Source organism: Brevibacillus sp. AG (assembly GCF_028369215.1).
GTDB lineage: Bacteria > Bacillota > Bacilli > Brevibacillales > Brevibacillaceae > Brevibacillus > Brevibacillus porteri.
Genome location: NZ_JAQMYO010000007.1, coordinates 190,412 through 216,936, shown reverse-complemented (window position 1 = coordinate 216,936; position 26,525 = coordinate 190,412). Strand labels below are relative to the sequence as shown.

The 26,525-nt window shown below is 49.0% G+C and carries 21 protein-coding genes; 14 read left to right on the top strand and 7 right to left on the bottom strand.

Features of this window, described 5'->3' with window-relative positions:
• Positions 1–45: 45 nt before the first annotated feature.
• A complete protein-coding gene (locus POF51_RS19760) occupies positions 46–867 on the bottom strand; it encodes a hypothetical protein (protein ID WP_069846090.1) in 822 nt (273 codons plus the stop codon).
• Here POF51_RS19760 and POF51_RS19755 point away from each other — a divergent pair.
• Positions 848–1,096, top strand: a complete 249-nt coding sequence (locus tag POF51_RS19755) for a hypothetical protein (RefSeq protein WP_271755941.1) — start codon at positions 848–850, stop codon at positions 1,094–1,096. The genes POF51_RS19760 and POF51_RS19755 overlap by 20 nt on opposite strands.
• Before the next feature lie 108 nt (positions 1,097–1,204).
• Here the strand turns inward: POF51_RS19755 and POF51_RS19750 are convergent, their stop codons facing one another.
• Genes POF51_RS19750 through POF51_RS19735 form a run of 4 tightly spaced genes read right to left on the bottom strand, consistent with a single transcriptional unit; the run spans position 1,205 to position 6,473 of the window.
• Positions 1,205–2,512, bottom strand: a complete 1,308-nt coding sequence (locus POF51_RS19750; protein ID WP_271755940.1) for a YheC/YheD family endospore coat-associated protein — start codon at positions 2,510–2,512, stop codon at positions 1,205–1,207.
• 41 nt (positions 2,513–2,553) lie between these two features.
• A complete protein-coding gene (locus POF51_RS19745; protein WP_069846083.1) occupies positions 2,554–3,930 on the bottom strand; it encodes a YheC/YheD family endospore coat-associated protein in 1,377 nt (458 codons plus the stop codon).
• Between the two features lie 3 nt (positions 3,931–3,933).
• The gene (locus tag POF51_RS19740) at positions 3,934–5,022 is read right to left on the bottom strand and encodes a YheC/YheD family endospore coat-associated protein (protein WP_271755939.1); all 1,089 of its coding nucleotides are present in this window, start codon (positions 5,020–5,022) and stop codon (positions 3,934–3,936) included.
• Between the two features lie 5 nt (positions 5,023–5,027).
• Positions 5,028–6,473 (bottom strand): YheC/YheD family endospore coat-associated protein, encoded by a 1,446-nt coding sequence (locus tag POF51_RS19735; RefSeq protein WP_069846078.1) that lies wholly within the window; start codon positions 6,471–6,473, stop codon positions 5,028–5,030.
• A gap of 91 nt (positions 6,474–6,564) precedes the next feature.
• Here POF51_RS19735 and POF51_RS19730 point away from each other — a divergent pair, with 91 nt between their 5' ends.
• Both POF51_RS19730 and POF51_RS19725 read left to right on the top strand, forming a co-directional pair.
• Positions 6,565–7,722, top strand: a complete 1,158-nt coding sequence (locus tag POF51_RS19730) for a DUF445 domain-containing protein (RefSeq protein WP_069846076.1) — start codon at positions 6,565–6,567, stop codon at positions 7,720–7,722.
• A 214-nt stretch (positions 7,723–7,936) separates the two neighbouring features.
• Complete coding sequence (locus tag POF51_RS19725) at positions 7,937–9,247, top strand: DRTGG domain-containing protein (RefSeq protein WP_017250740.1); 1,311 nt, start codon at positions 7,937–7,939, stop codon at positions 9,245–9,247.
• Between the two features lie 49 nt (positions 9,248–9,296).
• Here the strand turns inward: POF51_RS19725 and POF51_RS19720 are convergent, their stop codons facing one another.
• Complete coding sequence (locus tag POF51_RS19720) at positions 9,297–10,586, bottom strand: MFS transporter (RefSeq protein ID WP_271755938.1); 1,290 nt, start codon at positions 10,584–10,586, stop codon at positions 9,297–9,299.
• Between the two features lie 124 nt (positions 10,587–10,710).
• Between POF51_RS19720 and POF51_RS19715 the strand changes: the two genes are divergently transcribed.
• Together POF51_RS19715 and POF51_RS19710 are read left to right on the top strand one after the other, a co-directional pair.
• Complete coding sequence (locus tag POF51_RS19715) at positions 10,711–11,568, top strand: helix-turn-helix domain-containing protein (RefSeq protein WP_017250742.1); 858 nt, start codon at positions 10,711–10,713, stop codon at positions 11,566–11,568.
• A gap of 165 nt (positions 11,569–11,733) precedes the next feature.
• Positions 11,734–12,363, top strand: coding sequence for a DUF2087 domain-containing protein (locus tag POF51_RS19710; RefSeq protein WP_069846072.1), 630 nt, complete (start codon positions 11,734–11,736; stop codon positions 12,361–12,363).
• Positions 12,364–12,585: 222 nt separating this feature from the next.
• Here POF51_RS19710 and POF51_RS19705 read toward each other — a convergent pair whose 3' ends face one another.
• Positions 12,586–12,897, bottom strand: coding sequence for a YtpI family protein (locus tag POF51_RS19705; RefSeq protein ID WP_017250744.1), 312 nt, complete (start codon positions 12,895–12,897; stop codon positions 12,586–12,588).
• A 169-nt stretch (positions 12,898–13,066) separates the two neighbouring features.
• On the opposite strand from POF51_RS19705, the gene POF51_RS19700 reads away from it, so the two are divergent.
• The 9 genes from POF51_RS19700 to nrdJ all read left to right on the top strand — a co-directional run bounded on the left by POF51_RS19700 (position 13,067) and on the right by nrdJ (position 26,518).
• Positions 13,067–16,495: a DNA polymerase III subunit alpha gene (locus tag POF51_RS19700; protein WP_069846070.1), complete on the top strand. Its 3,429-nt coding sequence runs from the start codon at positions 13,067–13,069 to the stop codon at positions 16,493–16,495.
• A 169-nt stretch (positions 16,496–16,664) separates the two neighbouring features.
• Positions 16,665–17,909 carry an NAD(P)-dependent malic enzyme gene (locus POF51_RS19695; protein ID WP_017250746.1) on the top strand — a complete coding sequence of 415 codons (1,245 nt, stop codon included), beginning with the start codon at positions 16,665–16,667 and terminating at the stop codon, positions 17,907–17,909.
• A gap of 105 nt (positions 17,910–18,014) precedes the next feature.
• On the top strand, positions 18,015–18,686 hold the full coding sequence (locus POF51_RS19690) for a FadR/GntR family transcriptional regulator (RefSeq protein ID WP_012685105.1): 672 nt from the start codon (positions 18,015–18,017) through the stop codon (positions 18,684–18,686).
• Positions 18,687–18,767: 81 nt separating this feature from the next.
• Complete coding sequence (locus POF51_RS19685; protein WP_007725347.1) at positions 18,768–18,950, top strand: hypothetical protein; 183 nt, start codon at positions 18,768–18,770, stop codon at positions 18,948–18,950.
• A gap of 20 nt (positions 18,951–18,970) precedes the next feature.
• Positions 18,971–19,915 carry an acetyl-CoA carboxylase, carboxyltransferase subunit beta gene (accD, locus tag POF51_RS19680; protein ID WP_069846068.1) on the top strand — a complete coding sequence of 315 codons (945 nt, stop codon included), beginning with the start codon at positions 18,971–18,973 and terminating at the stop codon, positions 19,913–19,915.
• Positions 19,882–20,838 carry an acetyl-CoA carboxylase carboxyl transferase subunit alpha gene (gene accA, locus POF51_RS19675; protein ID WP_069846066.1) on the top strand — a complete coding sequence of 319 codons (957 nt, stop codon included), beginning with the start codon at positions 19,882–19,884 and terminating at the stop codon, positions 20,836–20,838. The genes accD and accA overlap by 34 nt, the downstream gene beginning before the upstream one ends.
• A 221-nt stretch (positions 20,839–21,059) precedes the next feature.
• Complete coding sequence (gene pfkA / locus POF51_RS19670) at positions 21,060–22,019, top strand: 6-phosphofructokinase (protein WP_106832810.1); 960 nt, start codon at positions 21,060–21,062, stop codon at positions 22,017–22,019.
• Positions 22,020–22,058: 39 nt separating this feature from the next.
• Entirely contained in the window at positions 22,059–23,813 is a 1,755-nt protein-coding gene (gene pyk / locus POF51_RS19665) for a pyruvate kinase (RefSeq protein ID WP_017250750.1), read from the top strand.
• Between the two features lie 443 nt (positions 23,814–24,256).
• A complete protein-coding gene (nrdJ, locus tag POF51_RS19660) occupies positions 24,257–26,518 on the top strand; it encodes a ribonucleoside-triphosphate reductase, adenosylcobalamin-dependent (protein WP_069846061.1) in 2,262 nt (753 codons plus the stop codon).
• Positions 26,519–26,525 lie beyond the last annotated feature (7 nt).

Sequence of the window (26,525 nt, the reverse complement as noted above, 5' to 3'; positions counted from 1 at the left end):
AACAAAAAGCGTGACCGTCGCGATGGATGGTCACGCTTTTCTCATTTAGAAAGTGCCAGGGAAAATGGAGCCTGTGTGAGGAGCCATCTGGCCTGGGGTGTTCAATTGGCGAACCTCTTGTGTGTTCGTGCCTGCAAAGCCAGGAGAGAAGACCGATTGTGCTCCTGCGCCAGCCTGATTGCTGTATGCTTGATTAGCATATGCCTGTGGTTGAAGCTGAGGTTGCTGCTGCTGACCTTGTTGCGCTTGCATGCCGTAGCCAGTGTTATTCAACTGGCGAACTTCCTGGACATTGGTATTGGCAAAACCAGGCGCAAAAATACTGCCAGTCATCGCTGGTGGATACGCTGCTTGATTCGTATAGCCAGCTTGTCCTCCGTAACCGCTATAGCCAGCTTGATTGCGGGCTTGAACCTCTTGTACATTCGTGCCGGCAAATCCCGGAGAGAAAATGGAGCCTTGTCCAACCGATTGCTGATAAGAAGGCTGTGCTTGTATGTAGCCAGCTTGCTGGCCTTGTGCATAGCCGGTGAATTGGTTTTGCATGGATTGAAGCGCTTGATTTTGCCCATAGCCATATTGCTGATGATGTTGTTGTTGAGGATAACCAGCCTGATTGAGCTGTCTTACTTCCTGGACATTGGTATTCGCAAAGCCAGGGGAAAAGATCGATTGTGCACCACCATAGGACATGCCCGTTGTAGGGGTCCCGATGGATTGGGCATGCCCTCCGTGGTTCCAATGCTGTACTTCCTGTACGTTTGTTCCGGCGTATCCTTGTTGGAACATCGTGCCTGCAGGGCTCATTGCTCCCAAAAATTGCGGTTGTTGTTGGGAGTGCATCATATTGTTAAGTATATGGGTCATGGTTAAGACCACCTCCATGGAGTATTTTTTCCAAGGTCGATCAGGTCATGCATCCGATAACGAAAAAAACATGCCGGAGTCTAAACGGCATGTTCCTTTAGATCAAAACGTGAGACTTGCCTCATTGTTCAGTGCTACCCGCACGTACAGCCAGCATGCCGATTCACTTATTGCGGTAGCGTATATCTACAATCAGGAAGGATTGACCCATTATGAGCCAACATCCTGAGGGTCAATCGCGTCAGCCAGTCGTTCGCTGGGTGATGCGCCGTTCCCCTTCCTGACGGGCAAATCGCACCAAGGTCGTCTGTGAATCAGCTAGTGCTGCTCGACTCCCTTATCCTGCGGCAATCCCTCGCTTGTTTTGCAAGCAGGAGACATGCTGTGCGTAGTGGATCAGATTCGCTAACGATAATCGACGAATCGATGGTTCATCGAATTTCTCCGGCTTTGCGTTCGCTTCAAAGAGCCATAGCTGTCCTTCTTCTGTCAAGCCAAGGTCCATCGACATCTCAGCCAAATCCGTCCATTCTGCATTTAAAGACCGTGCGATGGCGAGCGCCGTATCGTGAATGTGTCTTTCCATTTGCTCGTGATTATTAGTAAACAAGGCTTGCATAACGGTTGATAACGAGTGGATCGAGCCGCCGCGTGGCACATGGGTGGTGATGCTTTGCGAGCCAGATCTTCTGATGCCAACTCCGGTTACGCACCATTCGCCCTCGCCATCTTTCTGTACGAGGACGCGCACATCAAAAGGTTTGCCGTTGTAACGGGCACGACGGATCCCTTGCTGCATGATGTACTTCTGCTGTTTGACATGAAGTCTAATGTGCTTCCATACATCATTCAAATTGGAAAAGCGGCGAGTAATGGCTTTGTGCTCCTTTAATCGTTGCAGCAACCACTTATCGTTTTTGAAATCAATGCGCATAATTCCCTGACCAGCTTTACCGCGCACAGGTTTCAAGTAGACAAAGCGATGTTCCGTGCAAAAGCTTCGAAAGCGAGCCAAGGTGTCTAGCTGTTTCGTCTCCGGTAGAAAAGCTTGCACTTCTAAGTGGGATTCAAGCATTTTAAACAGCTGTTGCTTGTCGAAAAAGCGGCGATTAAACAATGTGACATTTGGCATCTCATGAATGCGGTTCAATGCTCTTCGGACTTCAGGTCGCCGTTCTGCTTTTCTCGTCGGAATTCGGTTGTAAACCACATGGGGGAAAGGGAGAATCACCTCTTGCCACGAGTTTAGTCGATTGTTGTACAAATAGCCCCGCACCTTTTTCTTCTCCCAATTGATGCCTTGTGGAGTGAACACATATACGAGTGCACCCCATTGCTTTCCCGATTGAGTAATATCCTTGAAGTTCTCGCGATTTCCTAAAAATGTTGCCCCTTCACCAACGGTCAATATGCCAAATAATGGGCCAAGCTTCAGGGAGTCGCCCGCCATTTTCCAGTTAATACGTGTACGAATACGGCTTGCTTGCACGCGGGGTAAACCAGCGTATATCCGTTTCGTATGAGAAAAGGGACCGAGACTGGCGACCAGTGGCTTTGGCGAGCGTTTAAGGACTAGCCGAGGTAACTGTACGAACCATCTACCGCTAGGGAGGATCGTCAGCCACCCGGAGCGCTGCTGAAGCATGGTGTTCCTCCTTCCTGAAACACGGTACAGATCGCGTGCGACTAGAAATTGGCCAAGTAACAGCTATAATCGACGAGCAGCTTGCGTGATTCGTGATCAGCCTCCCTGAGACGGGCGTGCTTGAATATAGAACGGCCCGGCTTGGAATTCGCTTCGAACATCCAGACATGGCCTTGCGTATCAATCCCCATGTCCAGCCCCAATTCGCCTAAATCAATCCCTTTTGCCAGTTCAATCGCGGTAGCGAGTCGAATCGACGCGTCGGAAACGCGCTGGGTCATGAGGGCTTTTTGTCTGCCAAACAGGTGCTGCAACAGGTCATCGCCGGGGATGACAGTTCCACCTGTGCGTACGTGGGTAGTTACGCTGCCAGAACCGGCAACCTTGGCTGCCGTGCAGGAGACGACCCACTCGTTTTGCTGGTTTTTATGCAAGTGAACACGGAAATCAAACGGTCGTCCATGGAATGTCATGAGCGAAATGCCCTGTTGTGCCAGATACGCACTGACGCGACGACTGCGGAAGACATGCTGATAAAGGCTGGACAGCTTGGAAAATTGTTTTTTTACATTGCCGCTACCTGTATGATAGGAGGCAGTAAAGCCACCGCCTGCCTGGTGAACAACTTTGACAATACCGTACCCGAGACTACCATTTTTGGGCTTCAAATAAACGATAGGGTATTTACGCAGCAAGTTTCGAACAGTTGTAAGAGAAGGAGAGGTGTAAGTCTCCGGGATATGCTCATTCACTTCTGGATTCGGGTACAGCAGCTGGTGCACACCCCATTTGTTAAAAAAGCCCTGATTGAACATCGGTAAATTGGGGTAACTGGCGAGTCGATATTTGAATTCCTGAACGGCTTCATGTTTTTCTGCCGAACGAGAGGGAATACGATCATAGACGACATCGGGCATGGCAGTAACATGCTTTTTCCAAAAGTAGACGCCTGACTTGCTTCTGCGCAAAAACCACGCTTTGACTGTATTGGATTCCCAGTCCACATCGGATGGGGAAAATATATAGTAGAAAACGCCTTTCCCTTCTTGAGCCTGTAACAGATTGTGAAAAAACGAGGTGCGAGGGCCAATTGGCTGCTTGGGATCTCGTCTTATGCCAGTCGTAACGATCCCGATTGAAGGACCGATCCGGAGTGCGGAGCCCTCTAGTTTGAGCTGGATTAAGCCAGGGTGGGGAATGCCCAGCTCCGTTTGCAAGAGCGTCGTCACTTTCATGACGTTCGTATCCGGATTGCGTTTATCTTGTAAGACAGTTGCGACTACTTCCTTTTTACCCAGTAAGACTTTAATTTTTTGGCGTTGCCGTAGCTGGAGCTGTTGGAAGAGAGTAGCTGGCAGGATAATCCCACTGATACGGGGGTTGGAAAGGAAGCGAAGCCGCATTCTGAACGTTTCCATGCTTTAACCTCCTACACGCTCTTTCATAAGATAGTGGGCGTAGCGAACAGGCTGAGTAATCGAATGCAGTTGTGCAGTTGGGTCGTCAATCATGCGAAAAACGGTTCGCCCTGGTCTGCTGTTTACCTCGATGATCCAAACATTACCTGCGGTGTCAATGCCAATATCGATTCCCAGCTCAACGAGTCTGCCGTGTGACTCTTCCAAAAAACGGGGAAGTTCTTCTGCCACTCGGTTGATTGTTTGCTCGATGCGTGCCGCTTTTGCGGATGTGAAGTGAAGGGGCAGGAAAGAGGCCAGAGATGTTGCTTTCCCTCCTCCGTGCAAATTGGAGGTAATACTGCGTTTGTCTCCCAGTCGCACAGCTTTGCCAGTTGTCCCCCATTTACCCAGCCCGTTTTTTTGAACCAGTACACGGACATCGAATGGGGTACCATCCGGGGTATGCAACTCCAAATAGGGCTGTACCAGGAACTTGCGGCCGGCAGTAAAGATAGACACAAAACTTTTTAATTCGGCAGTGTCACGAATTCGCTTGGTGAAAGGCTTATTGTCTCTGTTTCGTCCAGAAGCTTCATAGCCACTGCGCATTTCTTTGATTCTCACGACGCCAATACCGTGAGTTCCCGCCATCGGCTTGATGATGGCTGCCCCGTATTTTTGCAAGGTTGCATGGAGCACAGGATATGAGAATATTTCAGTAGGTGGTAGCAGCGGGGCGAGGAGAGAGGACTTCACGAGCATCTGGTGCACCTGCCATTTTCCAGACAGACCATGCCCCAAAAACGTAATGTTGCGATCGTTTTGCAACTTTTCCACAAATGGTTTATAGTGGCGATAAGATGGGCCCACAAAGCAACGATCATAGATAAAGGTGGGGATTGGGAAGTCTTTTGCGTGCCAGGACCCATTGCGATATTCGAAGCCTTTTACCATACGGGTGGAAAAGTTAACCTGACGTGGTGAAAAAACGAAGACGCGAATGCCGTGCTTGCGTCCATAGAGCGTAAGCTTTTTGTAGTACCCTTTGTCTACAAAGTGGGAGCCTTGGCACCGGGCCATGATACCAAGACTTCTCTCGGATGCTGTCATGTAGGTCACCTTCGCCTGTTTTTGTTGCGCTTCGGTCTTCTTTTTATCGTCTTTTGTGGTTGAATGGTCCGGGGAAAACCACTTAGAAAGGCGGAATAATCCAGCATGCGAAGGACAGAAGGGCGAGCACGCCGAGGCAGCTCTTCGGCACCCTCAGGCAGCGGAACTGTTTTGGCTGACTTGGATGGCTTGCTGTTGACCTCCAATAGCCACACCCGTCCATGGACATCGACTCCCAGATCAATTCCGAATTCTGCGTACTGCCCAAGCAGTGATTCTTCTAAAAGGATCGCGAGCTTAAGTGCTACTGCGCGTAACGTTTGAGGGGATGGTCGAGTCGTGCCCGCCCATGGTCCACAAACTCGCAGGGCCTGAAGGGGAGTCATCATCTGCCCGCCTCTGGATATATTGGAAACAATGTGGTTTAATCCCAGGCGAGCTACCATGGAAGTGACGGACCATTCGCCTTTTCGGTCTTTTTGTACCAATACACGAAAATCTGTCGGTCGTCCTTGGATGCCGATTAACGGTAACCCTTGTTGCAGCAAATAGGATGTGCCTTTTGTCCTTTTTTGCAAATACTGATGTAAGCCCTGAATGCTAGCAAATGATTTGCGCAATCCTCCGGGGAACGCTAGCTGGTATCCCTCGGGCGAACTGCGAACTCGAATGATCCCGCGTCCCATGCTGCCGTTGGCTGGTTTAGCATAAATGGTGCGATACGTAGATAGCATTTGCCGCAGGTCTTCCTGTTTCAAATAAGGAACCATACTGGGAAGATGTTCGGAGGCTGTCGGTTGATTCTCGAGAGCGGCGTGTACATGCCACTTATTCAAAAAACGCTCGTTAAAAAAGGGAATGGAAGCGTCCTTGCAGCGTTGAACCCAGTTGGCCATCTGTTCACTTCGTTCGCGTTGGCGGGATACGAGTCGGTTGTAAATGCATTGTGGAAGCGGAAGTAAGGTTTGTCTCCAGACGCCTCCTTTTCTAACGATTCCGCGCACGATTCCCGCATCCCAGTTGACATCCTGAAGCCGAAATGCGCAAAGGATACCTCCGCGTTTACGGGTGATATCGGACATCTCCTGGAAGAAAGAGTTTAGGTGTCCAAACGGTCCTTGCGAGAACGCTGCATTGTAGCTCGAAACAAGAACACCTACATACGGTCCGAAAACGATTGTTTTCTGACTCGCATCATAACGGACTAAGAGTGGAACGCCCCTGGGTAGATGAAGTGATTGAGCTAATGATGGTCGAATGAAGGTTTTACCCGAGGTTTTGCCTCCCCGTTCCCAAACGCCTACGCGTGCGGAAACGGTTTTGCTCCCAAATTGGACCGCAATGGTGGATGGTGTTGAAAGATTCCATTTGCGCAAGTGCGCCTGGGGCAGGTAAAGGTCTACTTCCGATATTATCTCGTTTTCGACAACGATTGTTGGAACGTAGGACATGAGTATCCCCTTCCCATCAGGCAAAGTTAGTCTATGGTATGAGCATCCAAAACGTTTGGTGCCATGTAGAGAAGAGAGGTTGTTAGGATTTATGAACGCTTGGATACTATTAGTGAATATTGCAGTAGGCTCTGTCATCGGCGGAGTGACGAATGATTTAGCCATCCGAATGCTGTTTAAACCAGTAAAACCGTGGTATCTAGGCAGGTGGAAAGTGCCTTTTACCCCGGGATTGATCCCGAGAAGACGGGACGATATCGCGATACAAATGGGCAGACTCGTCGAAGAACATTTGCTGACGACAGAGGGGGTCAAGCGTGCACTGAATCAGAGTGGTTTGGAGAGCACGCTGACAGGATGGATGAACACCATCGCTCGAGACTGGATGACAGATGAGCGCAGCCTACGTCAAGTAATGCAGACCGCGATGCCTCAGTTATTTAAGGAAGACGGATCGTGGAGTGAGAGTGTCCGCGCGCCTATCGAGGCGAAATGGGGTACTTTTGTCGATCAGGTTCTGACACAATATGAAGAGAAAAAACTGCGAGAGTTGGTTACGGACAACGGACGCGAGCGTCTGGATGCAGCACTTGGCAGTGTGAGCGAACTGCTTTTGAAACGTTTCCGCGAATATTTACATTCCCCGGAAGGCCAGCAAACCTTGCAAAACATGGTTCGCGGATTGCTCGGTGGAGGCGGAGGCATGTTTGGTGGCTTGGTTGGGATGTTTCTTGGGGATGACAAGATTTTGGGCAAGATTCTCCCGTATCTCGATGAGCTTTTGCAAAGCAGAGAGCTTTCGGAGCGCGTGCACTACTTTTTGCATAAGGAAGCGGACAAGCTCTTGGACAAAAGTGTGGGCGAAGTGGTTGCCTGGATTGGGCGAGATCAAGTGGACGATTGGGCGGGGAAGCTTTTTGCCAAGCTGGAGGAGCAAAGCCTGCGCATCGTGGACGAGCCTCTGTCTCGTTTGACAGCGCCTTTTTCTGAGACGGTGACAACGGAACTCGTTCCTCGTTTGTCAAAGTGGATGGTGGACACACTGCAACAAAACATCGAGAGAATATTTTCGCGCCTGGCTATCCGAGAGATTGTTACACGGCAAGTAGAGGGTTTCCCGATTGAAAGAATTGAAGAGATGGTAGTCGGGATCTCAGGCAAGGAATTCCGCATGATTACCGTGCTCGGATTTATCCTTGGCGGGATTATTGGGCTGGTCCAAGGTTTATTGTCCATTTTGGTCAGTTAAACAAAACTGAAAAGAAACTGTAACTGTGTTGTAATAATCCTGTAATATTCCTTGGGTATGATAAAAGCACGATGAAAACCCCCTTAATGATATACTTTCTGGTCGGTAGCTTTCGAAAAAGCTACCCTTTTTTTTTGCCCCGCCTTCGGGTATATTGGTCGAAGGAGCGCACGTACATGGAACGGGTGGGAGAAAAGGAAGGGGGAATAGCAATATGGCAACGAAGCATGAACAAATCTTGCAACATATTGATCGCCTTCCGATCGGTTCGAAGATTTCCGTGCGGCAGATCGCGAAAGACCTTGATGTGAGTGAAGGGACTGCATACCGCGCGATCAAGGAAGCGGAAACGCAAGGATACGTCAGCACGATTGAACGTGTCGGTACGGTGAGAATCGAGAAGAAGCAAAAGGAAAATATAGAACGTTTGACCTTTGCGGAGGTTGTGAACATCGTCGATGGTCATGTGCAGGCTGGACGTGAAGGCTTACACAAGACCTTGAATAAATTTGTAATAGGGGCCATGCAGCTCGAAGCCATGATGCGCTATATTGATGCCGGGAGTCTCTTGATTGTCGGTAACCGCTATCAGGCGCACAAAATCGCTTTGCAACAAGGGGCTGCCGTATTAATTACCGGGGGATTCGATACAAGCGAGGAAATCAAGCAGCTGGCTGACCGCTTAGCGCTGCCAATCATCTCCTCCAGCTACGACTCCTTTACGGTAGCATCGATGATTAACCGAGCCATTTACGATCGCCTCATCAAAAAGGAAATCGTAATGGTAGAGGATATTTTGAAGCCGCTTGCAGAAACGCCTGTCTTATTGACATCAGATTCTGTTGCCAAGTGGCACCAGTATACGGAGCTGTATCAGGACACGAGATTCCCCGTCGTAGACGAGCAGATGCGCCTGATCGGGATTGTTACCTCCAAAGACATCATCGGTCATGAGGAAACTGCGACAATCGACAAGGTCATGACGAAGAACCCGATTACGACCTCGCCGCGGGTATCCGTAGCGTCATCCGCGCATACCATGGTGTGGGAAGGAATCGAGCTATTGCCTGTCGTAGATAACCATCGCAAGCTCGTAGGGGTCTTGAGCCGCAACGACGTGTTAAAAGCTCTGCAATTTACAGCCAAGCAACCACAGATGAGTGAAACGTTCCCGAATCTGATCATGTCGCATTTCCGTGAGGAGCGTCAAGCGGATGAAATGGTTTATCTGGGAGATGTAAGCCCACAAATGACCAACCATCTTGGTACGATTGCCAGCGGAATCATGACGACGGTCATGGTCGAGGCTGCTTGTAACCTGCTGCGGCATCATCGTCGAGGCGACATGGTACCGGAAAATATCACCGTCTATTTCCTAAAGCCAGTCCAGATGGAAAGTCATATCGAAGTGAAACCTCGTCTATTGGATATCAGCCGCCGCTTCGGAAAAGTCGAAGTATCCGTATTCCACGGCGAACAGCTCGTAGGGCAGGCCATGATTACTGCGCAAATTATTGAGCGATAAAAGAAAGGAACAGTCTTTCGGGACTGTTCTTTTTTTAGTCGGTAAGCAATTATAAACCGTCACTCATTTTTTGCGTTGAGTTGGGGCAAGAGGCGCGCCTCCTTTTTTCCATGCGCAGAAAAGGGATGTGAATGAAGATTTTAGCCAGCATGCCTACGCCCAAAACAAATACTGCATAAACCAATTCAATTGAGTCAAACAGCGCTCCGTATAGTTGAAAACCGATCAGCCTGCCCACAGCAAACAGCATGACCATGACGGAAATAAACCGTCCCAGCATATGTGATTCGATGGTTTGTTGATAGAAGGTACGGAAAAATACACCGTAGATATTGAACATGGAAAACAGAAAATAGCTTACCAATGAATAAAATAGGACTACGGCAAACGGAGAGGTTTGCAAGTGCTGTAAAAAAGGATGACTGCCCAAGAGCAGTAGGGGAAAGACCGCTGCAACGATCCCGATCAGACCGATACCAATACTATGGGAGACGGAAAAGCGTTTCTTTAAAAGGATCACCCCAATAATCGAGGAGACGGAGCCCATAGTTTGTGCACTTTCGACCAGTCCGAAATCGATGTCCGATCCACCAAATACCTGTTTGATCATGTACGGGAAGCCAATCATGACAAAAGGAAAGAGAAAGATATGGGTAAAAAGACCGTTTAGTACAAGTGAACTAATTCGAAGATCCGTGGTGAAAATCTGTAAACCTTCCTGTAGTTCCTTTATAATCGAAGAAGAACTGGGTGCTCTTGGAATCGAAGGAAGCTTCATGAAATACGTGGATGCTGCTGAGCTCAAGGAAAGTACCGCGTTTAGTAAAAAGACGGCTTCAATTCCGCTCATCGTATACAGTAGTGTGCCAATGAGTGGAGCAAGGACACGAACGCTCTCCACGACAGTACTATCCAGAGCGATAGCGTCAGACAATTCTGTTTTCTTCACTACATGCTGCAAGAGTGTAGTATACGCGGGAACTGCCAGTAGATTGCATACAGAAAAAAATAGAACGGCCACATAAATCATCGTCTCTTTGATGGGCTGAAACAGCGAGAAAAAGAACAGCGACAGCAGAAAAATACCGTAAATGAGATCGATGCTGCAAAGCAGCTTTCGCTTGTCCAGTCGGTCAGCCCATACACCTGCAAATGGACCGAACAGGATTTGCGGGATTACCCCCAGCGCCAGTATGGAAGCAAATTTTCCTGCTGATCCTGTGAGTGCCAGGATGTACAGGGCAAAGGCAACGTTCAGGCAGATCGTTCCAAACTCGCTGGTAGAATGGCGAAACAAAAACAATGAGAAATTCGGGTTGGCAAACAAATTGAATTTCATAGCTGATCCCTCCAAGTGCTCTAGGCAAAACACATAGGTTGATTGTAGAGGGATCAGGAAAAAAAGCCCGGCAAATTTTGCTGTTAGGATGAGCAATTATTGACATCGGAAGGTGGGGATGAGAATGATGAGCCAGATTACCAAGCCGTTATCCTTGAAGATTGTGAACAGCGCTATTACCATCTATCAGATAGAGGCAGGCGGTTCTGATGAGCTACATCAGCATGATAGTTGTTTTCAAATCAGCATGTTGCTTCAGGGCAATCCGCTGGTGCAATGTGAACAGCAATTTCGCAAGTTGGCAGGACGTCAGCGTCTGGTTGCATCCCCTGGGTGCCAGCACCGTCATTTTTCTGAAGCTGAGGCTATGCGGTTGATGCTCTTCTTTCTCAGCCCAAGCCTTCTGGAGAGCGTCTATGCTGACAAAATGGAAGCTGTTAGCGGACCGATTGAATTTGTCCCATGGTCGGAGGATGAAACGGATGGTTTTCAAAGAATCGCGGAAACAGTCTGTACACAAATGATTACACAGCAGATGGAAAAACTTGCGCTTGAACAGCTAGAATGGGAGCTGGCCAGCCTGCTGTTAACCGTTCAGGAAGGATCACACACGCAAAAATGGCGGGGCAAGCATCTAGCCGCTTATCCCGCCATCCCTGTATCGATCCATCCTGTCCTGAAAAGGGTGACTGATTTGATCCAGGATGATGTAACCGTAGATTGTTCACTGGATACACTGGCGGGGGTTGCGGGTATCAGCAAATTTCATCTGATTCGTCTATTCCGTGAGCAGATTGGTCGCACCCCGGCGCAATATGTGACAGATCAGCGTGTAACACGGGCGGCCTGGTTGCTCCGACACAGTAAGCTCGCCGTTACGGCCATCGCCTTTGAAGCGGGCTTTGGCAGTGTAAGCACATTTGAGAGGGCATTTAGAAAAAAATATAGCGTAAGTCCGCTCCATTACCGCAATAGCATGTAGGTGCGTACGAATATCGAAAAGTTGGGTTTGCGATGAGGCTATGGGGCCAACCTGCACTCCCTTTTCCATTGTCACCCATGAATTGACAGGGTAAGGAATGTAACTTATCATCTAATTAGAATATCATCTAATCAGATTGAGTAAACGAAGAAAGGAGTGTCCCTCTTGCAACTAGATCAACTCGTCACCTTTTACAAGGCACTCGGAGACCCCACGCGCGTGCGTATTCTCGCGATTTTGGCAAATGGTCCACTGCATGGACAGGCGTTGGCAGGCAAGCTCGGCGTGACACCTCCGACCATCACACATCATATGGCAAAGCTTCGAGATGCAGGGGTCGTTTACGAGCGTCGTGATAAAAACACTATCTATTTCTATTTGCATGATGCAAATGTAAAACGACAGTCGCAGGCAATCGTGAATGTCATGGAAAAAGCAAAGGATACGTCAGTAGAGGAGTTATTTGCAGAAGACACCTTACATGTTCAGAGGAGGCACCAGATGGCAGCCGAAAAAATGCAGGTTATTCGCAGCTTCATTACTCCAGATGGCAAGCTGAAACAAATCCCGTCCCAGCGTAAGAAAAAGCTGATCGTCTTTGAATACATGGTGCGCGGTTTAGAAAAAGGGCGCAAGTACAAAGAACCGGAGATCAACGAGTATATCCGTCAGTTCCATGAGGATTACGCTACGATTCGCCGGGAATTCATTATGAATCATTATATGTATCGGGAAGAGGGCATCTATGAGCTGAACCCGGAGGAAATCTGGGCAAAAGCCGAAGACCTACAATAGCAGGAAATCGTTTCCTTCTGAATTGAACAGAAAAAAGGACAACCTCGGGCACTGCCGCTCAGGTTGTCGAAGCAATAGAATGTCACACAAATTCATTATAGCGAGAGCTCTAACAGGTTTGTATGATAAACAGCTGGGAATAGAGGAAAAGTATTTCCAGTTATCGTTCTTCCCAAAAAGAAAAAGGCATGTAGAACGTAATTTTGTTCTCATGCCTTTTCCTTATACCCCTTTTTTCAATTCTGCCTGCCAAGCTGTACGATAACGGAAATAATTGCGAGTTCCTAAGAATAAATTCATAGCCCCTACAATCAGCATGATCAACGCAACAACAATGCGGATCGTATCGAGAGAATCAAAAGTAAACTGATTGATGCCGAACAAAGAAACGAGTATCCCCAATGACACATTCATTTTCCCCAGCAACATACGCGATTCAAGCGGATGGATGCCTCGTCTGCGCGCATGGATACTATAGTAGACACTGGCTACCAGGGAAGCGAGAATACCGGTCATGTAAAAGGCAGGCCACATATATGGATTCATCCTTTCTAGCCATTCTGGTATTACCCATCCTACCAAAATCAGGGGAGAACGGTCAAATACAAGTAAGAACGTTTGTTCTTAGCGTCCGTATGCGCTATACTTCCGGTATAATGTAAGAGAGAAAGTTTCCATTGTGAAAATTGAGAGGGGTAATATCATGACCTCCTTTGTCCATTTGCATGTTCATACGGAGTACAGTCTGCTGGATGGAGCAGCACGTATTGATGCACTAGTGAAGCGAGCCAGCGAATTGGGCATGCATGCACTGGCTATGACAGACCATGCCAATCTGTACGGGGCGATCCCGTTTTATAAAGCTTGTCTTGAGGCAGGCATCCAACCGATTATCGGAATGGAAATATACGTAATAGAAGGAAATCTTCAAGATCGCGTGCGAAATGCACCGCCGCCTAGTCATCTGATCGTTCTCGCTGAAAACGAAACGGGCTATCGGAATCTCCTGAAGCTGGCGACAGTCGCGAATACAGACGGCAACTATATTCTTCCGCGTCTCAACAAAGAGGTGTTGGCAAAGCATACAGACGGCCTCATTGCACTGAGCGGCTGCCAGCAAGGGGAAGTAGCCAAGCTGTTACTGGGTGGAGAAGCGGACGCTGCGCAAGAAGCAGCCCGCAAGTATCAGCGAATGTTTGGTGAACAGCATTTTTATTTGGAACTGGCTGATCATGGACTGGAAGTGGAGCGCAGGCTGAATACTCGTCTCGTGAAACTGAGTCAGGAAACGGGGATTCCGCTGATTGCGACGAACAATGTTCACTACATCTACAGGGAGGATCACCAGCAGCATGATATCTTGTTGGCGATCAAAGAAGGCAAGACGATTGGAGAAGAAAACCGTTTTCGCTACGAGACGGATCAATACTATCTGAAAAGTGCCGAGGAAATGGCGGCGCTCTTTGCTTTTGCGCCCCAGGCGTTAGCGAATACGCTAGCCGTTGCAGATAGGTGTAAGCTGGACCTTACCTTTGGCGCGCATATTTTGCCGGAATTTCCCTTGGCAGAGGGACAAGATTCAACACAGTATTTGCGTGAGCTGTGTGAAAAGGGCTGCTTGGAGCGATACGGCGAGATTACGCCAGAGGTGCAAGCGCGTCTAGATCACGAGTTGACGATTATTACAGGGACGGGCTTCACCGATTACTTCCTGATTGTATGGGATTTCATGCGGTACGCTCACGAAAATGGGATACCGACTGGACCTGGACGCGGATCTGCGGCAGGTAGCCTCGTCGCGTATGTTTTGAAAATCACGAATGTCGATCCACTTCGCTTTCAGTTGCTCTTTGAACGCTTTCTCAACCCGGAGCGGGTGACGATGCCCGATATTGATATCGATTTTTCCGTAGAGCGCCGTGACGAAGTCATTCACTATGTAGCGAGCAAGTACGGGCATGATCGTGTTGCCCAGATCATTACCTTTGGAACGATGGCGGCTCGTGCAGCAGTGCGTGACGTTGGGCGGGCGTTAGGCTTGTCTTTGGGCATCGTGGATCGCGTGGCCAAAATGATTCCGCAATCGCCAGGCATGACGATTGAGCGGGCGATGCAAATTAACCCGGATATCGGCAAGCTGTGCGCGGAAAACAAACAGGCAGCACAACTCATCGAAACGGCAAAGGGCGTAGAAGGCTTGCCGCGCCACGCTTCCACACATGCGGCGGGTGTCGTCATTTCGCGTGAACCGCTGACGAATTACGTTCCATTACAGACGGGTAATGAAGGCTTGGCACTCACACAGTATCCGATGGAGATTCTCGAAGAAGTCGGTCTCTTGAAGATGGACTTCCTCGGCTTGCGCAATTTGACCATCATCCAGGAAACGTTGCGTCATTTGCAGGAGCAGGGAATATCGCTTGATCTGGATCAGCTGCCGACAGACGATGAGAAAACGTTTCGTATGCTCTCCCGTGGGGAGACAACCGGCATTTTCCAACTGGAATCTTCGGGGATGCGCAATGTGCTGCGAGATTTGAAGCCGAGCAGCCTCGACGACATCATTGCGGTTCTGGCTTTGTATCGCCCGGGGCCGATGGAGATCATCCCGCAGTACATCGCCGCCAAACACGGACAGAGCAAAGTACAGTACGCTCATCCTGTTCTCGAGCCGATTTTGCGAGAGACGCACGGTTTTATGATTTATCAGGAGCAAATCATGCAGATTTCCTCAACACTCGCAGGCTTCAGTCTTGGTGAGGCAGATATTTTGCGCCGAGCAGTCGGGAAAAAGAAACGGGAGCTATTGGCGGAGCAGCGGGAGAAGTTCGTGGCTGGTTGTGTCCGGCAAGGGTACGGACAAGAGCTGGGCAATCAAGTCTACGATTTGATCGTACGCTTTGCTGATTATGGTTTCAACAAAGCCCACTCGGTGGCTTATGCGGTCATCGCCTACCAGATGGCTTATTTGAAAGCAACTTATCCGCTTGCGTTCATGGCAGCGCTACTATCCTTGTCCATTGGCAGCCAAACGAGAATTGCCGAGTACACGGAAGAAGCGCGGCGACTACAGCTTACTGTGCTCGGGCCTGACGTGAATAAAAGCCTGGCTTACTTTACAGTGGAGCAGGATGCGATTCGCTTCGGTCTGGCCGCAGTGAAAAACGTCGGCTACGGTGCCATTGAATCGATCGTGAAAGAGCGCAAAGGCAGACCGTATAGCGATGTCTTTGATTTTTGTGCGCGCGTGGATGCGCGGTTAGTCAATCGCAGAGTAGTAGAATCACTCACGTTATGCGGCGCGCTGGACTCGTTGCCAGGACATCGCAGTCAGCTTTTGCTATTGCTGGATGAAGCAGTAGGGAAGGCAAACAGCAAGAGAATCGAGCGTGACGCCAACCAGCTCAATCTATTTGCGGGTGAAGAAGATGCGGCACCTTTGCGCGAGCCAGCAGAATATCCAGAGGTAACACCGTTCTCACATACCCAGCAATTAAAAGAGGAGCGGGATTTGATCGGGGTATATATCTCCGGTCATCCACTTGACCAGTTTGCCCATGTCGCGAGTCGCCCGGAAGTAGCCGTTATCTCTTCATTGGGGGATGTGCCGCGCGACAAGACGGTAAAAGTATTCGGAATGATAACGGAAGCGAGACGCATCCAAACGAAAAAAGGGGACCCGATGGCGTTTATTACGCTAGAGGACAAAACGGCGCCAGTAGAGCTGGTCGTCTTTCCACAGGTGTATACGAAGTATGCGCCTCTGCTCGAGCGCGAACAAATCGTCGTGGCAGAAGCCCGAGTCGAACATCAGGACGACATGGTCAAGCTCATGGCTTCTCGTTTCTGGGATGCACAAACGCTGCCGCAGCCGAAGTCCGAGACCGTATTATTTGTCAAAATATCGGCAGAGCAAGAGCATGATTCGACGCTGCAAAGACTTTCACGTTTGTTTGTCGAAAAAAAAGGAACGATTCCTGTTATTCTCTTCTACGAAGGAAAAAGACAGACAATTCGCCTGCCAGAAGCAAATTGGGTAGACGTAGATGAGTCATTTTTGGAGCAAGCGCGAGAAATTGTGGGGCCTGACAGCGTAATTCGGAAAGAAATGCCTATAAATTGGGGAGGATGAGGAATGTCCTCCCTTTTTCGCCGTTTTCGGCAGGTTTACAGGAGAACAGTTTTTTATTATATTGAGATCATAACTCAATGAGTGGTCAGACCACTTGGAATAACCCAGGCATTTTTTACTGCCTACAAGCCATCATAGAAACTATTATCGTGAAATGGAGTGGGATCTCATGTCCAACCTGAGAGAGGAAGCACTGGAGCTTCACAGAAAACATCAAGGAAAATTGGAGGCAGTGACCAAGGTACCCGTTCGCAATGCTTACGATCTGAGTCTTGCCTATTCTCCTGGGGTTGCTGAACCTTGCAAAGATATTTTTGATGACAAGTCCAAAGTGTACGATTACACGATGAAAGGCAATCTGGTTGCCGTAGTCAGCGACGGTACTGCTGTACTAGGTCTTGGAAACATCGGACCAGAAGCAGCAATGCCGGTTATGGAAGGTAAAGCAGTTTTGTTCAAATCTTTCGCAGGCGTAGATGCATTCCCGATCTGCTTGAATACAACAGATGTAGATAAAATCGTAGAGACAGTAAAACTGCTCGAGCCTACTTTTGGTGGCGTTAACTTGGAAGATATCGCAGCTCCTGCATGCTTCGAAATCGAAGAGCGTCTGAAGCGCGAAACAAACATCCCGATTTTCCACGATGACCAACACGGTACAGCAATCGTTACAGCGGCAGGTCTGATCAATGCTTTGCGCGTGGTTGACAAAAAGCTGGAAGATATTCGCGTCGTAGCGAACGGTGCAGGTGCAGCTGGTATCGCGATCATGAAGCTCTTGATTTCCATGGGCGTGAAAGAAGTGATCATGGTTGATACAAAAGGAATCGTGTACGAAGGCCGTCCATTCGGTATGAACCCAGTGAAGGAACAAATGGCGAAAATCACGAACCGCAGCATGCTGCAAGGTGACCTGGCTGATGCAATGAAGGGCGCTGACGTATTTGTCGGTGTATCCGTAGCTGGTGCTGTTACACAGGACATGGTTCGTTCGATGAACCGCGATCCGATCATTTTCGCTATGGCAAACCCAGTACCAGAAATCATGCCGCAAGAAGCAAAAGAAGCAGGTGCGGCGGTAATCGGTACAGGCCGTTCCGACTTCCCGAACCAAGTAAACAATGTACTGGCATTCCCGGGAATCTTCCGTGGCGCTTTGGATGTACGTGCAACGGAGATCAACGAAGAAATGAAGCTGGCTGCTGTATATGCAATCGCAGACCTGATCACGCCAGAAGAGCTTACTGCGGATAAAGTGATCCCTTCCGCATTCGATCCACGTGTAGCACCAAACGTAGCTGCGGCAGTAGCAAAAGCAGCGATGGAAACGGGTGTTGCTCGCATCACAGTTGATCCGGAAGAAGTCAAACAAAAAACGACGAAATTGACAGCTATCTCTTACCAAGAAGCGTAAAATACTCTTTATCGAGGCACCGACGACACCCTCCGCGAAAAAACGTAGTCTTTTTACAAACGTGGAGGGTGCTCCTCGTTAAAGGTACGAGTAAGGAGGATAATCGTGCTCGACTCTTCCCAAGATCGAAAGGTTTACGAAGGAATTCTCCTGCAACTTCATGAAATCATCCAGGAGCAAAACTTGCGGCCCGGGGACAAGCTGCCGTCTGAGCGAGAGCTGTCCGAGCAACTGGGAGCAGGTCGTTCTTCTGTACGCGAGGCTCTTCGGGCTCTGGAGTTGCTCGGACTCATTGAGACCCGACGCGGGGAAGGCACCTTCCTCAAGCATTACCGGCACAATAGGCTGATCGATATTCTTGGCTTTTTTATCCTACGGGATACCAAAACCAAGAAGGACTTGATCGAAATGCGCCGAATGCTAGAGCTGGATGCTGTCCGCTTAGCCTGTAGACGGGCGACTGACAAGCATTTTGATGAAATGGAACGCATCCTGGCCATTGCAGAGGAAAGAGTAGCAAGAGGCGAGGTACCTGCGGAGGAAGACTATCAGTTTCATCGCGTCATATGTCGCTCCAGCCGCAACTCGATTCTGCATCGCATCTGGACGCCTTTGGTTGAGTACAGCAACAGTATTCGAATTGAATCACTGTCGCGCGAAGGTAGAGCGAGTGCAGCACTCGTAGAGCATCGACAGATTATGGAAGCCATTCGCGAAGGCGATGTGAACGTCGCATTAGAGAGAATGAAAAAGCATTTGGAGAACAGCAAGCTTTAGTTTTCCCCCAATTTGCGAGGGGCGTTGGCGCTGTGATATGATGATGCAGACCTGTATTGGACGATTGAGGGGGAAGCCAGCATGTGGACGGTCATCTACATCGCTCCTAGCGCTAGAATTGCAGAACGGATACAGCAACGTTTGACAGATGAAGGGTTTTTGGTAAAGGTTCGCGAAGGTAAGGTCTCGAAGCAATACGAGATTCTCGTGCCGGAGAGCGAACTAAATGAAGTCCGAGATGTACTCGGCACGATCCTTCACTGATGAGAAAGGTGGGTGTACCTGTGCTTAAAGATCTTTTTGGGAAAAAGCGCAAATTCGCTACAGTTCCTTCAGAGACACTAGCACGTGTCCCTGCTTCCACCGACACTAGCAAGGAAGCGGGTACGAAAGAAAAGGAAGTCCCTGAGGGATTGATGAATAAATGCCCACATTGTGGGACGATTCACTACTCGAAGGATTTGGAGAAGAACTTGCGCGTCTGCAAAGGCTGTCAGTTCCACTACTCCATGTCCGCTCCAGAGCGTCTGCAAGCGCTTCTGGATGATGGGGTTCTGACAGAAGAATTTGATGCCAATTTGATTACAGCCAATCCACTCGGTTTTCCTGGCTATTTGGAAAAACTGGAGCAAGATAAGGCCAACACCAATTTGAACGAGGCGATCATTACAGGAGAAGGTCTCCTAAGTGGAAACCGCATCGTGATTGGGGTCATGGATTCTCGTTTCCGTATGGCGAGTATGGGATCGGTCGTCGGGGAAAAAATCACGCGCGCAATTGAGCAAGCGATCGAACGGCGTTTGCCTTTCATTCTGTTCAGTGCATCTGGTGGAGCACGCATGCAAGAAGGTGTTTTGAGCCTGATGCAAATGGCGAAAACCAGCGCAGCGTTGTCTCGATTGGATCGCGAACGCTTGCTGTTTGTCTCGGTCATGACGAATCCTACATATGGTGGCGTATCAGCCAGCTTTTCTTCGTTGGGAGATTACAATATCGCAGAACCAGGAGCTATGATCGGTTTTGCTGGGCGTCGAGTCATTGAGCAAACGATCCGTCAGGAGTTGCCAAAAGACTTCCAAACAGCGGAATTCTTGTTAAAGAACGGGCAACTCGATATGGTGGTACACCGTAAGGATATGCGAAATACGCTGTCCAAACTGGTAGAGATGCACACGTCTCGGGAAGGAGTAGAAACATGGCAGGCGAGCTCTCCTTTGAAAAGCCATTAGTAGAATTACAAGATAAGATTAAGGAATTGCGCCGTTTTACTGAGGAAAAGGGAATTGATTTCTCTGACGAAATACAGCGTCTCGAACAAAAATCAAAAGAGCTTGCTGCGCAAATTTATGGCAATTTGACTCCATGGCAACGCGTGCAGCTGGCTCGTCATCCGGAACGGCCAACGACTTTGGACTATATACAACTACTTTTTACCGATTTTATCGAGGTTCATGGAGACCGTTTGTTCGGAGATGACCATTCTATTGTGGGTGGAATTGCCAAGCTGGATGGGCGCCCGGTTACGGTCATCGGTCACCAAAAAGGGAAAGACACAAAAGACAACATCAAGCGCAACTTCGGGATGGCTCACCCAGAGGGCTATCGAAAGGCCTTGCGTATTATGCAGCAGGCGGACAAGTTCGGTCGACCGATCATCTGCTTTATCAATACATCAGGGGCATATCCTGGAAAAGCGGCAGAAGAACGCGGTCAGAGCGAAGCGATTGCCCGCAATCTGCGTGAAATGGCGACATTTGGCGTGCCGATTATTTGTATCGTAATCGGGGAAGGCGGAAGCGGTGGAGCCTTGGCGATCAGCGTAGGTAACCGCATCTATATGTTGGAGAATTCCTATTACTCCGTGATTGCACCGGAGAGTGCCGCTGCGATTCTCTGGAGAGATTCCAGCTTGGGCATGCGTGCGGCGGAGACGATGAAAATTACGGCACCTGATTTGTTGGAATTAGGAGTCATTGACGGAATTATTGATGAACCATTCGGAGGAGCCCATCGTGATTTGATCGCGCAGGCAGGGATGGTCAAGGCGGTCATCACGGAACAACTAGAACAGCTGGGCCGTTTAACTCCAGATGAATTGATACAGGACCGCTACGAGAAGTTTAAACAGATCGGAGAATTCGCCTCCCTGTAAGAAACAGGGGGCGTTTTTTTCTTTTTTCTCCGAGGAAAATCTGCTACAATCGAAGTCGAATGAAAGAGTTATCAGAGCTTTCAAAAAGTATGGCACATATCTTTTGATTGTATAACAGATATGAGGAATTGAGTGATACAGCATGTTTCATACAAAGTATGGTACATACTGTTTCCGTTAAATGACATGCTAAAGACGAAACGATTGGAGAGGTGGATTCCATGCGGAAACTTGCAGTTCTCACTAGCGGTGGAGATTCTCCTGGAATGAATGCCGCAGTCCGGGCGGCAGTGCGTCGTGCTCATTTTCACGAGGTACAAATGTTTGGGGTTTACCACGGATACGAAGGGCTGATGAGGGGAGATATCAAGGAGATGTCTCTGGGCTCTGTTGGGGATATTATCCAACGGGGAGGAACCATTCTCTACTCCGCTCGCAGTGAAGCGTTCAAGACGGAAGCCGGACAGCAAAAAGCAGTGGAGCAATTACGTGTTCATGGAATTGAGGGTCTGATTGTGATTGGGGGAGACGGGTCGTTTCGCGGTGCACAGAAGCTGACCGAAAAAGGCTTCCCGACCATTGGTGTACCGGGTACGATTGATAATGATATTCCGTGCACCGATTTCACAATTGGGTTTGATACGGCATTGAATACCGTTGTGGAAGCGATCGATAAAATCCGCGATACGGCCACCTCGCATGAACGCACGTACATTATTGAAGTGATGGGGCGAGATGCTGGCGACCTGGCATTGTGGGCAGGGCTTGCAGCTGGTGCCGAGTCCATTATTATCCCGGAAGCGTCGCAGGAGATGGACGATATTATTGAGCGTCTGCATGCTGGACAACGCCGTGGCAAAAAGCATTCCATCATCATTGTGGCGGAAGGGGTAGGAAGTGCCGCTTCTTATGCCGAAGCGATTACGAAAGAGACAGGCTGGGAGACTCGCGTAACGGTACTGGGTCATATCCAGCGCGGTGGTTCCCCTACTGCGATGGACCGAATGCTTGCGAGCCGAATGGGTGCAGCAGCTGTCGATTTGTTGCTGGAAGGCAAGCAGGACCGAATGGTTGGGATTCAGAACAACCAGATCGTTGATGTCGATTTTCAAGAAGCATTGGTGACAAAGCATCAATTGGATTTATCTATTTATCAATTGGCGCGCACGCTATCTATATAAAACTGACAGTTTTCGGAGTGTAGAGGAGGCTTACATCCTATGTTAAGGAAAGCAAAAATCGTATGTACCATCGGACCGGCAAGTGAATCGGTTGAAACACTGAAAAAACTGATCGAAGCAGGAATGAACGTAGCGCGTTTGAATTTCTCGCACGGTTCCCATGAGGAGCATGCGGCGCGAATTGTAAACATTCGTCAGGCATCAAAAGAAACCGGAAAACCTGTTGCAATCCTGTTGGATACAAAAGGTCCTGAAATTCGCACGGGTACGCTTGCAGTAGATGCAGTCGAGCTCGTAGAAGGAAATACGTTGATCCTCACTATCGAGGAAGTAGCGGGTACTGCAGAGCGCGTCTCCATTACGTATCCGGAATTGCCTCGAGATGTAAAAATCGGCGATACAATCTTGATCGACGACGGCTTGATCGGGTTGACTGTACAAGAAGTACGGGACACTGAAATCATCTGCTTGATTAAAAACGGTGGAACACTGAAGAGCAAAAAAGGCGTCAATGTTCCGGGAGTCAAAATCAACTTGCCAGGTATCACAGAAAAGGATGCACAGGATATCGAATTCGGTATTGAACAAGGAGTCGATTTCATTGCGGCTTCCTTCGTCCGAAAAGCATCGGATATCTTGGAGATTCGCAAAATCCTGGAGCGCCATAACGTGCGTATCGATATTATCGCGAAAATCGAAAACCAGGAAGGCGTCGATAACGTAGACGAAATTCTGGTAGTAACAGATGGAATCATGGTTGCGCGCGGTGATTTGGGCGTAGAGATTCCGGCAGAAGAAGTACCACTTGTTCAGAAGAAGCTGATCAAGAAGTGTAACGAGCTTGCGAAGCCAGTCATTACGGCGACACAAATGCTTGATTCCATGCAACGCAACCCGCGCCCGACACGTGCGGAAGCAAGTGACGTTGCGAATGCCATTTTCGATGGTACAGACGCAATCATGCTCTCTGGAGAGACGGCTGCCGGTAAATACCCGGTTGAGTCTGTCGAGACCATGGTGCGCATTGCTGTACGTGCAGAGCAAGAGCTGAATTATCGCGAGATCTTGTACGCACAAGCACAGCTCAAACAAGTGACGATTACAGATGCCATCAGCCAAGCTGTATCCAATGCAGCACTGGATCTGGACGCAGCGGCAATCATTACTGCGACCGAAAGCGGACATACAGCTCGCATGGTATCAAAGTTCCGTCCAAAAGCACCAATCGTGGCTGTAACGCCGCATGAAGCGATTATTCGCCGTCTTGCACTCGTAAATGGCGTGTATCCGGTGAAGGGCGAAATGGCGAATACAACGGATGAAATGCTGGAGATGTCTGTCCAGGAGGCGCTTGATGCAGGCTTCGTCCGTCATGGCGATCTCGTTGTGATCACAGCAGGTGTACCTGTGCGTGAAGTTGGGACAACGAACCTGATGAAAATCCATGTCATTGGCGATGTGGTAGCAAAAGGACAAGGAATCGGCCGAAAAGTTGTCACAAACAAGGTAATTATTGCTAGATCTGCTGAAGAAGCGCTGGCAAAGGTAGAAGAAGGAGCAATTCTGGTAACCATCGGTACGGACTCCGATATGATTGAAGCGTTTGGCAAGGCTGGAGCGGTGATTTGCGAAGAGGGGGGACTTACCTCTCACGCAGCCATCGTAGGCTTGAATCTCGGCGTTCCAGTCATCGTAGGAGTGCAATTTGCTACGGATGTATTGAAGGACGGACAAATCGTAACGGTGGATTCTGAACGTGGGCATATTTACTCAGGACATGCCCGGATTCTGTAGGTAATACTATCCATCTTTAATAGAGAATGCCTCTGAAGGGTGACCAAGCGTCACCCTTTTTTGGCTTGGTGCAAAAAGGATTAGCCGACGAACTACCTGATAAGTTTTACCAGATAACGGTGATTATTAGGTGGTGCAAAGCGAGTGGGAATCTGTTAAAATCGGTCGGTGGCTTTGTGTCAGGACGGATTAAATCCATACGTTCGTAGTTTCCAAATCATGACAGAATGGGTGTTGTAGCGCTCGCTGCCAGGAAAAGGCTGAACATAAAACGGTTCTTCTGTACGTCCAATGTTCGGGATTTTGTGTCAAGTGTTTTTTTTAGAGCAAACACAACATCTAGTATTGTCGAAAATTATTTCGCACAATATATAGGTAAAGCTATTGAGTTTTACAGATGAAGATAGTTAAACTAGAGAGGAAAGATTCGAAGGAGGAACGATATGCTGGCGACCGAAACCGTATCCCGAACTCAATTTTTGCGGGATGAATTCTTAAATCAATATCCTGATTTTCCGATTCATATGAGTCCTCTGGGACAATTCGTTTACTACCGTACTTATTCTCGCTTTGTTCCGGAAAAAGGAAGACGCGAAACGTGGAAAGAAACTTGCCGCCGCTCGGTGGATTACAATATTAAGCTGGCTTATCAGCATTTGAACAAAATCGGATTGTACGCCGATTCTCGCGCAATGGAAAAAGAGGCTGAAGGATTGTTTGACAACATGTTCAACCTTCGCCAGTTTTTGTCTGGCCGTACCTTGTGGGTTGGTGGTGCAGACAACGGCGTAGCGGATTTGTATCCGTTGGCGAACTTCAACTGCTCCTTCCTAAACATCAAGTCTTGGGATGACTTGGGCGATTTGTTCTACCTTCTCTTGGTAGGAACTGGCGTAGGTTTCAAATGCACGAAGGAAATGGCTGCTGGACTGGGCCCGATTCGCACGAATGTTTCCCTGCTTTCTTCTGAATACAGACCGCTGCCAAAGCATCAACGCCTGGAGCGTTCTGAGCTGAATGTACTGGATAACGGCTTTGCCAAAATTTATGTGGGCGACAGTAAAGAAGGCTGGGTAGAATCCCTCCGTCTCTACTTGCAAATTTTGACAGATTCCACTTACGAACACATTCACACCGTGAAAATCTCTTATAACAGCGTGCGTCCGAAAGGCGAGCGACTGAAGCGTTTTGGTGGTACTGCTAGTGGTCATGAGCCGCTTCGCGAAATGTTTGAAGGAATCGATAAAGTGTTGAAAAACCAAATCGACCAGCATTTGGCATCCATCGAGAGTGATGAAAAAGGATACGGCAAAATCCGTCCGATACATATTCTCGACATCGGAAACCTCATCGGAGCAAACGTCGTAGTAGGTGGCGTGCGCCGTACAGCGGAAATTTTCCTGTTCGATCACGATGACTACGAGTGCATGCTGGCGAAATACGGCATCAACGGCTTCTGGACTGAGGATCAGCTGAACCATCACCGTCGTGTAGGCGAGTTGTTGGGAGAACACAAGCCTGTATGGTTTGACAGCATCCAAAATGTAGGAGACGGACGCAGCGGTCTGGATCACCGCCGTATGTCCAACAACTCCATCGCCTTTACTAAACAACCGACCAAGTCATTCTTGAACCTCGTGTTCACCTTGATGCAATTGGAAGGCGAACCAGGCTTCATCAACTTGGAAGAAGCAAACCGTCGTCGTCCAAATGCAGAGGGCTTGAACCCTTGTGCAGAAATCCTGCTCGATTCTTATGGCGTCTGCAACCTGACGACAGTCAATTTGGTTGAATTCGTGAAGGATCACGAGGGTGGCTCCAAGTATCTGGATCTCGATGGCTTGCTGGAAGCACAACGCAAATCTGCTCGTGCCGGTCTGCGCATGACGCTGGTTACGTTGGAACTGCCACATTGGGATACTGTTCAACAGCGTGACCGTTTGCTCGGAACTTCCCTTACTGGTGTGAAGGATGCGTTGGCATCCCTGGGCTATACAGAAGAGCAAGAGCTCGAACTCCTTCGTCAGCTGGGCGATGCTGCTCGTGACGAGGCGAACCGTTATGCGTATGAGCTGCGTGTGAACTCTCCACTCTTGGTAACGACAGTGAAGCCGGAAGGTACGCTGTCTCAGGTAGCTGGTGGTGTCTCCAGCGGTCTGCACTGGTCCCATTCGCCATACTACATCCGCCGCATTCGCATCAATGCTGAGGATCCATTAGCAAAAGCGGTACAAACTCTCGGCTGGACAGTCAACCCAGAGGTAGGAACACCAGGCGAAACGTATGAAGAGCGCATGGCAAATGCACGTACACTCGTAATCGATTTCCCTGTAGCATCGGGCGCAGAAGAAACGAAGAACGAAGTAAGTGCAAAACGCCAATTCGATACGTACTTCCGTTTCCAGAAAGAATATACCGAGCACAACTCTTCGAACACCATTACGGTTCGCAAGGAAGAGTGGGTAGAAGTAGAAGACATCGTTTACGATAACTGGGATAATTTCGTAGGTGTATCCTTCTTGCAATTGGATGGAGGAAACTACCAATTGGCTCCATATGAAGAGTGCACCAAAGAACAGTATGAGGCATTAAAGCAGTCCATGAAGCCATTTGATCCTGCGATTTTGCAGCAGTATGAAACTGGCGGCGAGGCTGATCTGTCCACGGCTGAATCTTGCGAAGGCGGAGCTTGCCCGATTCGTTAAGCGATTT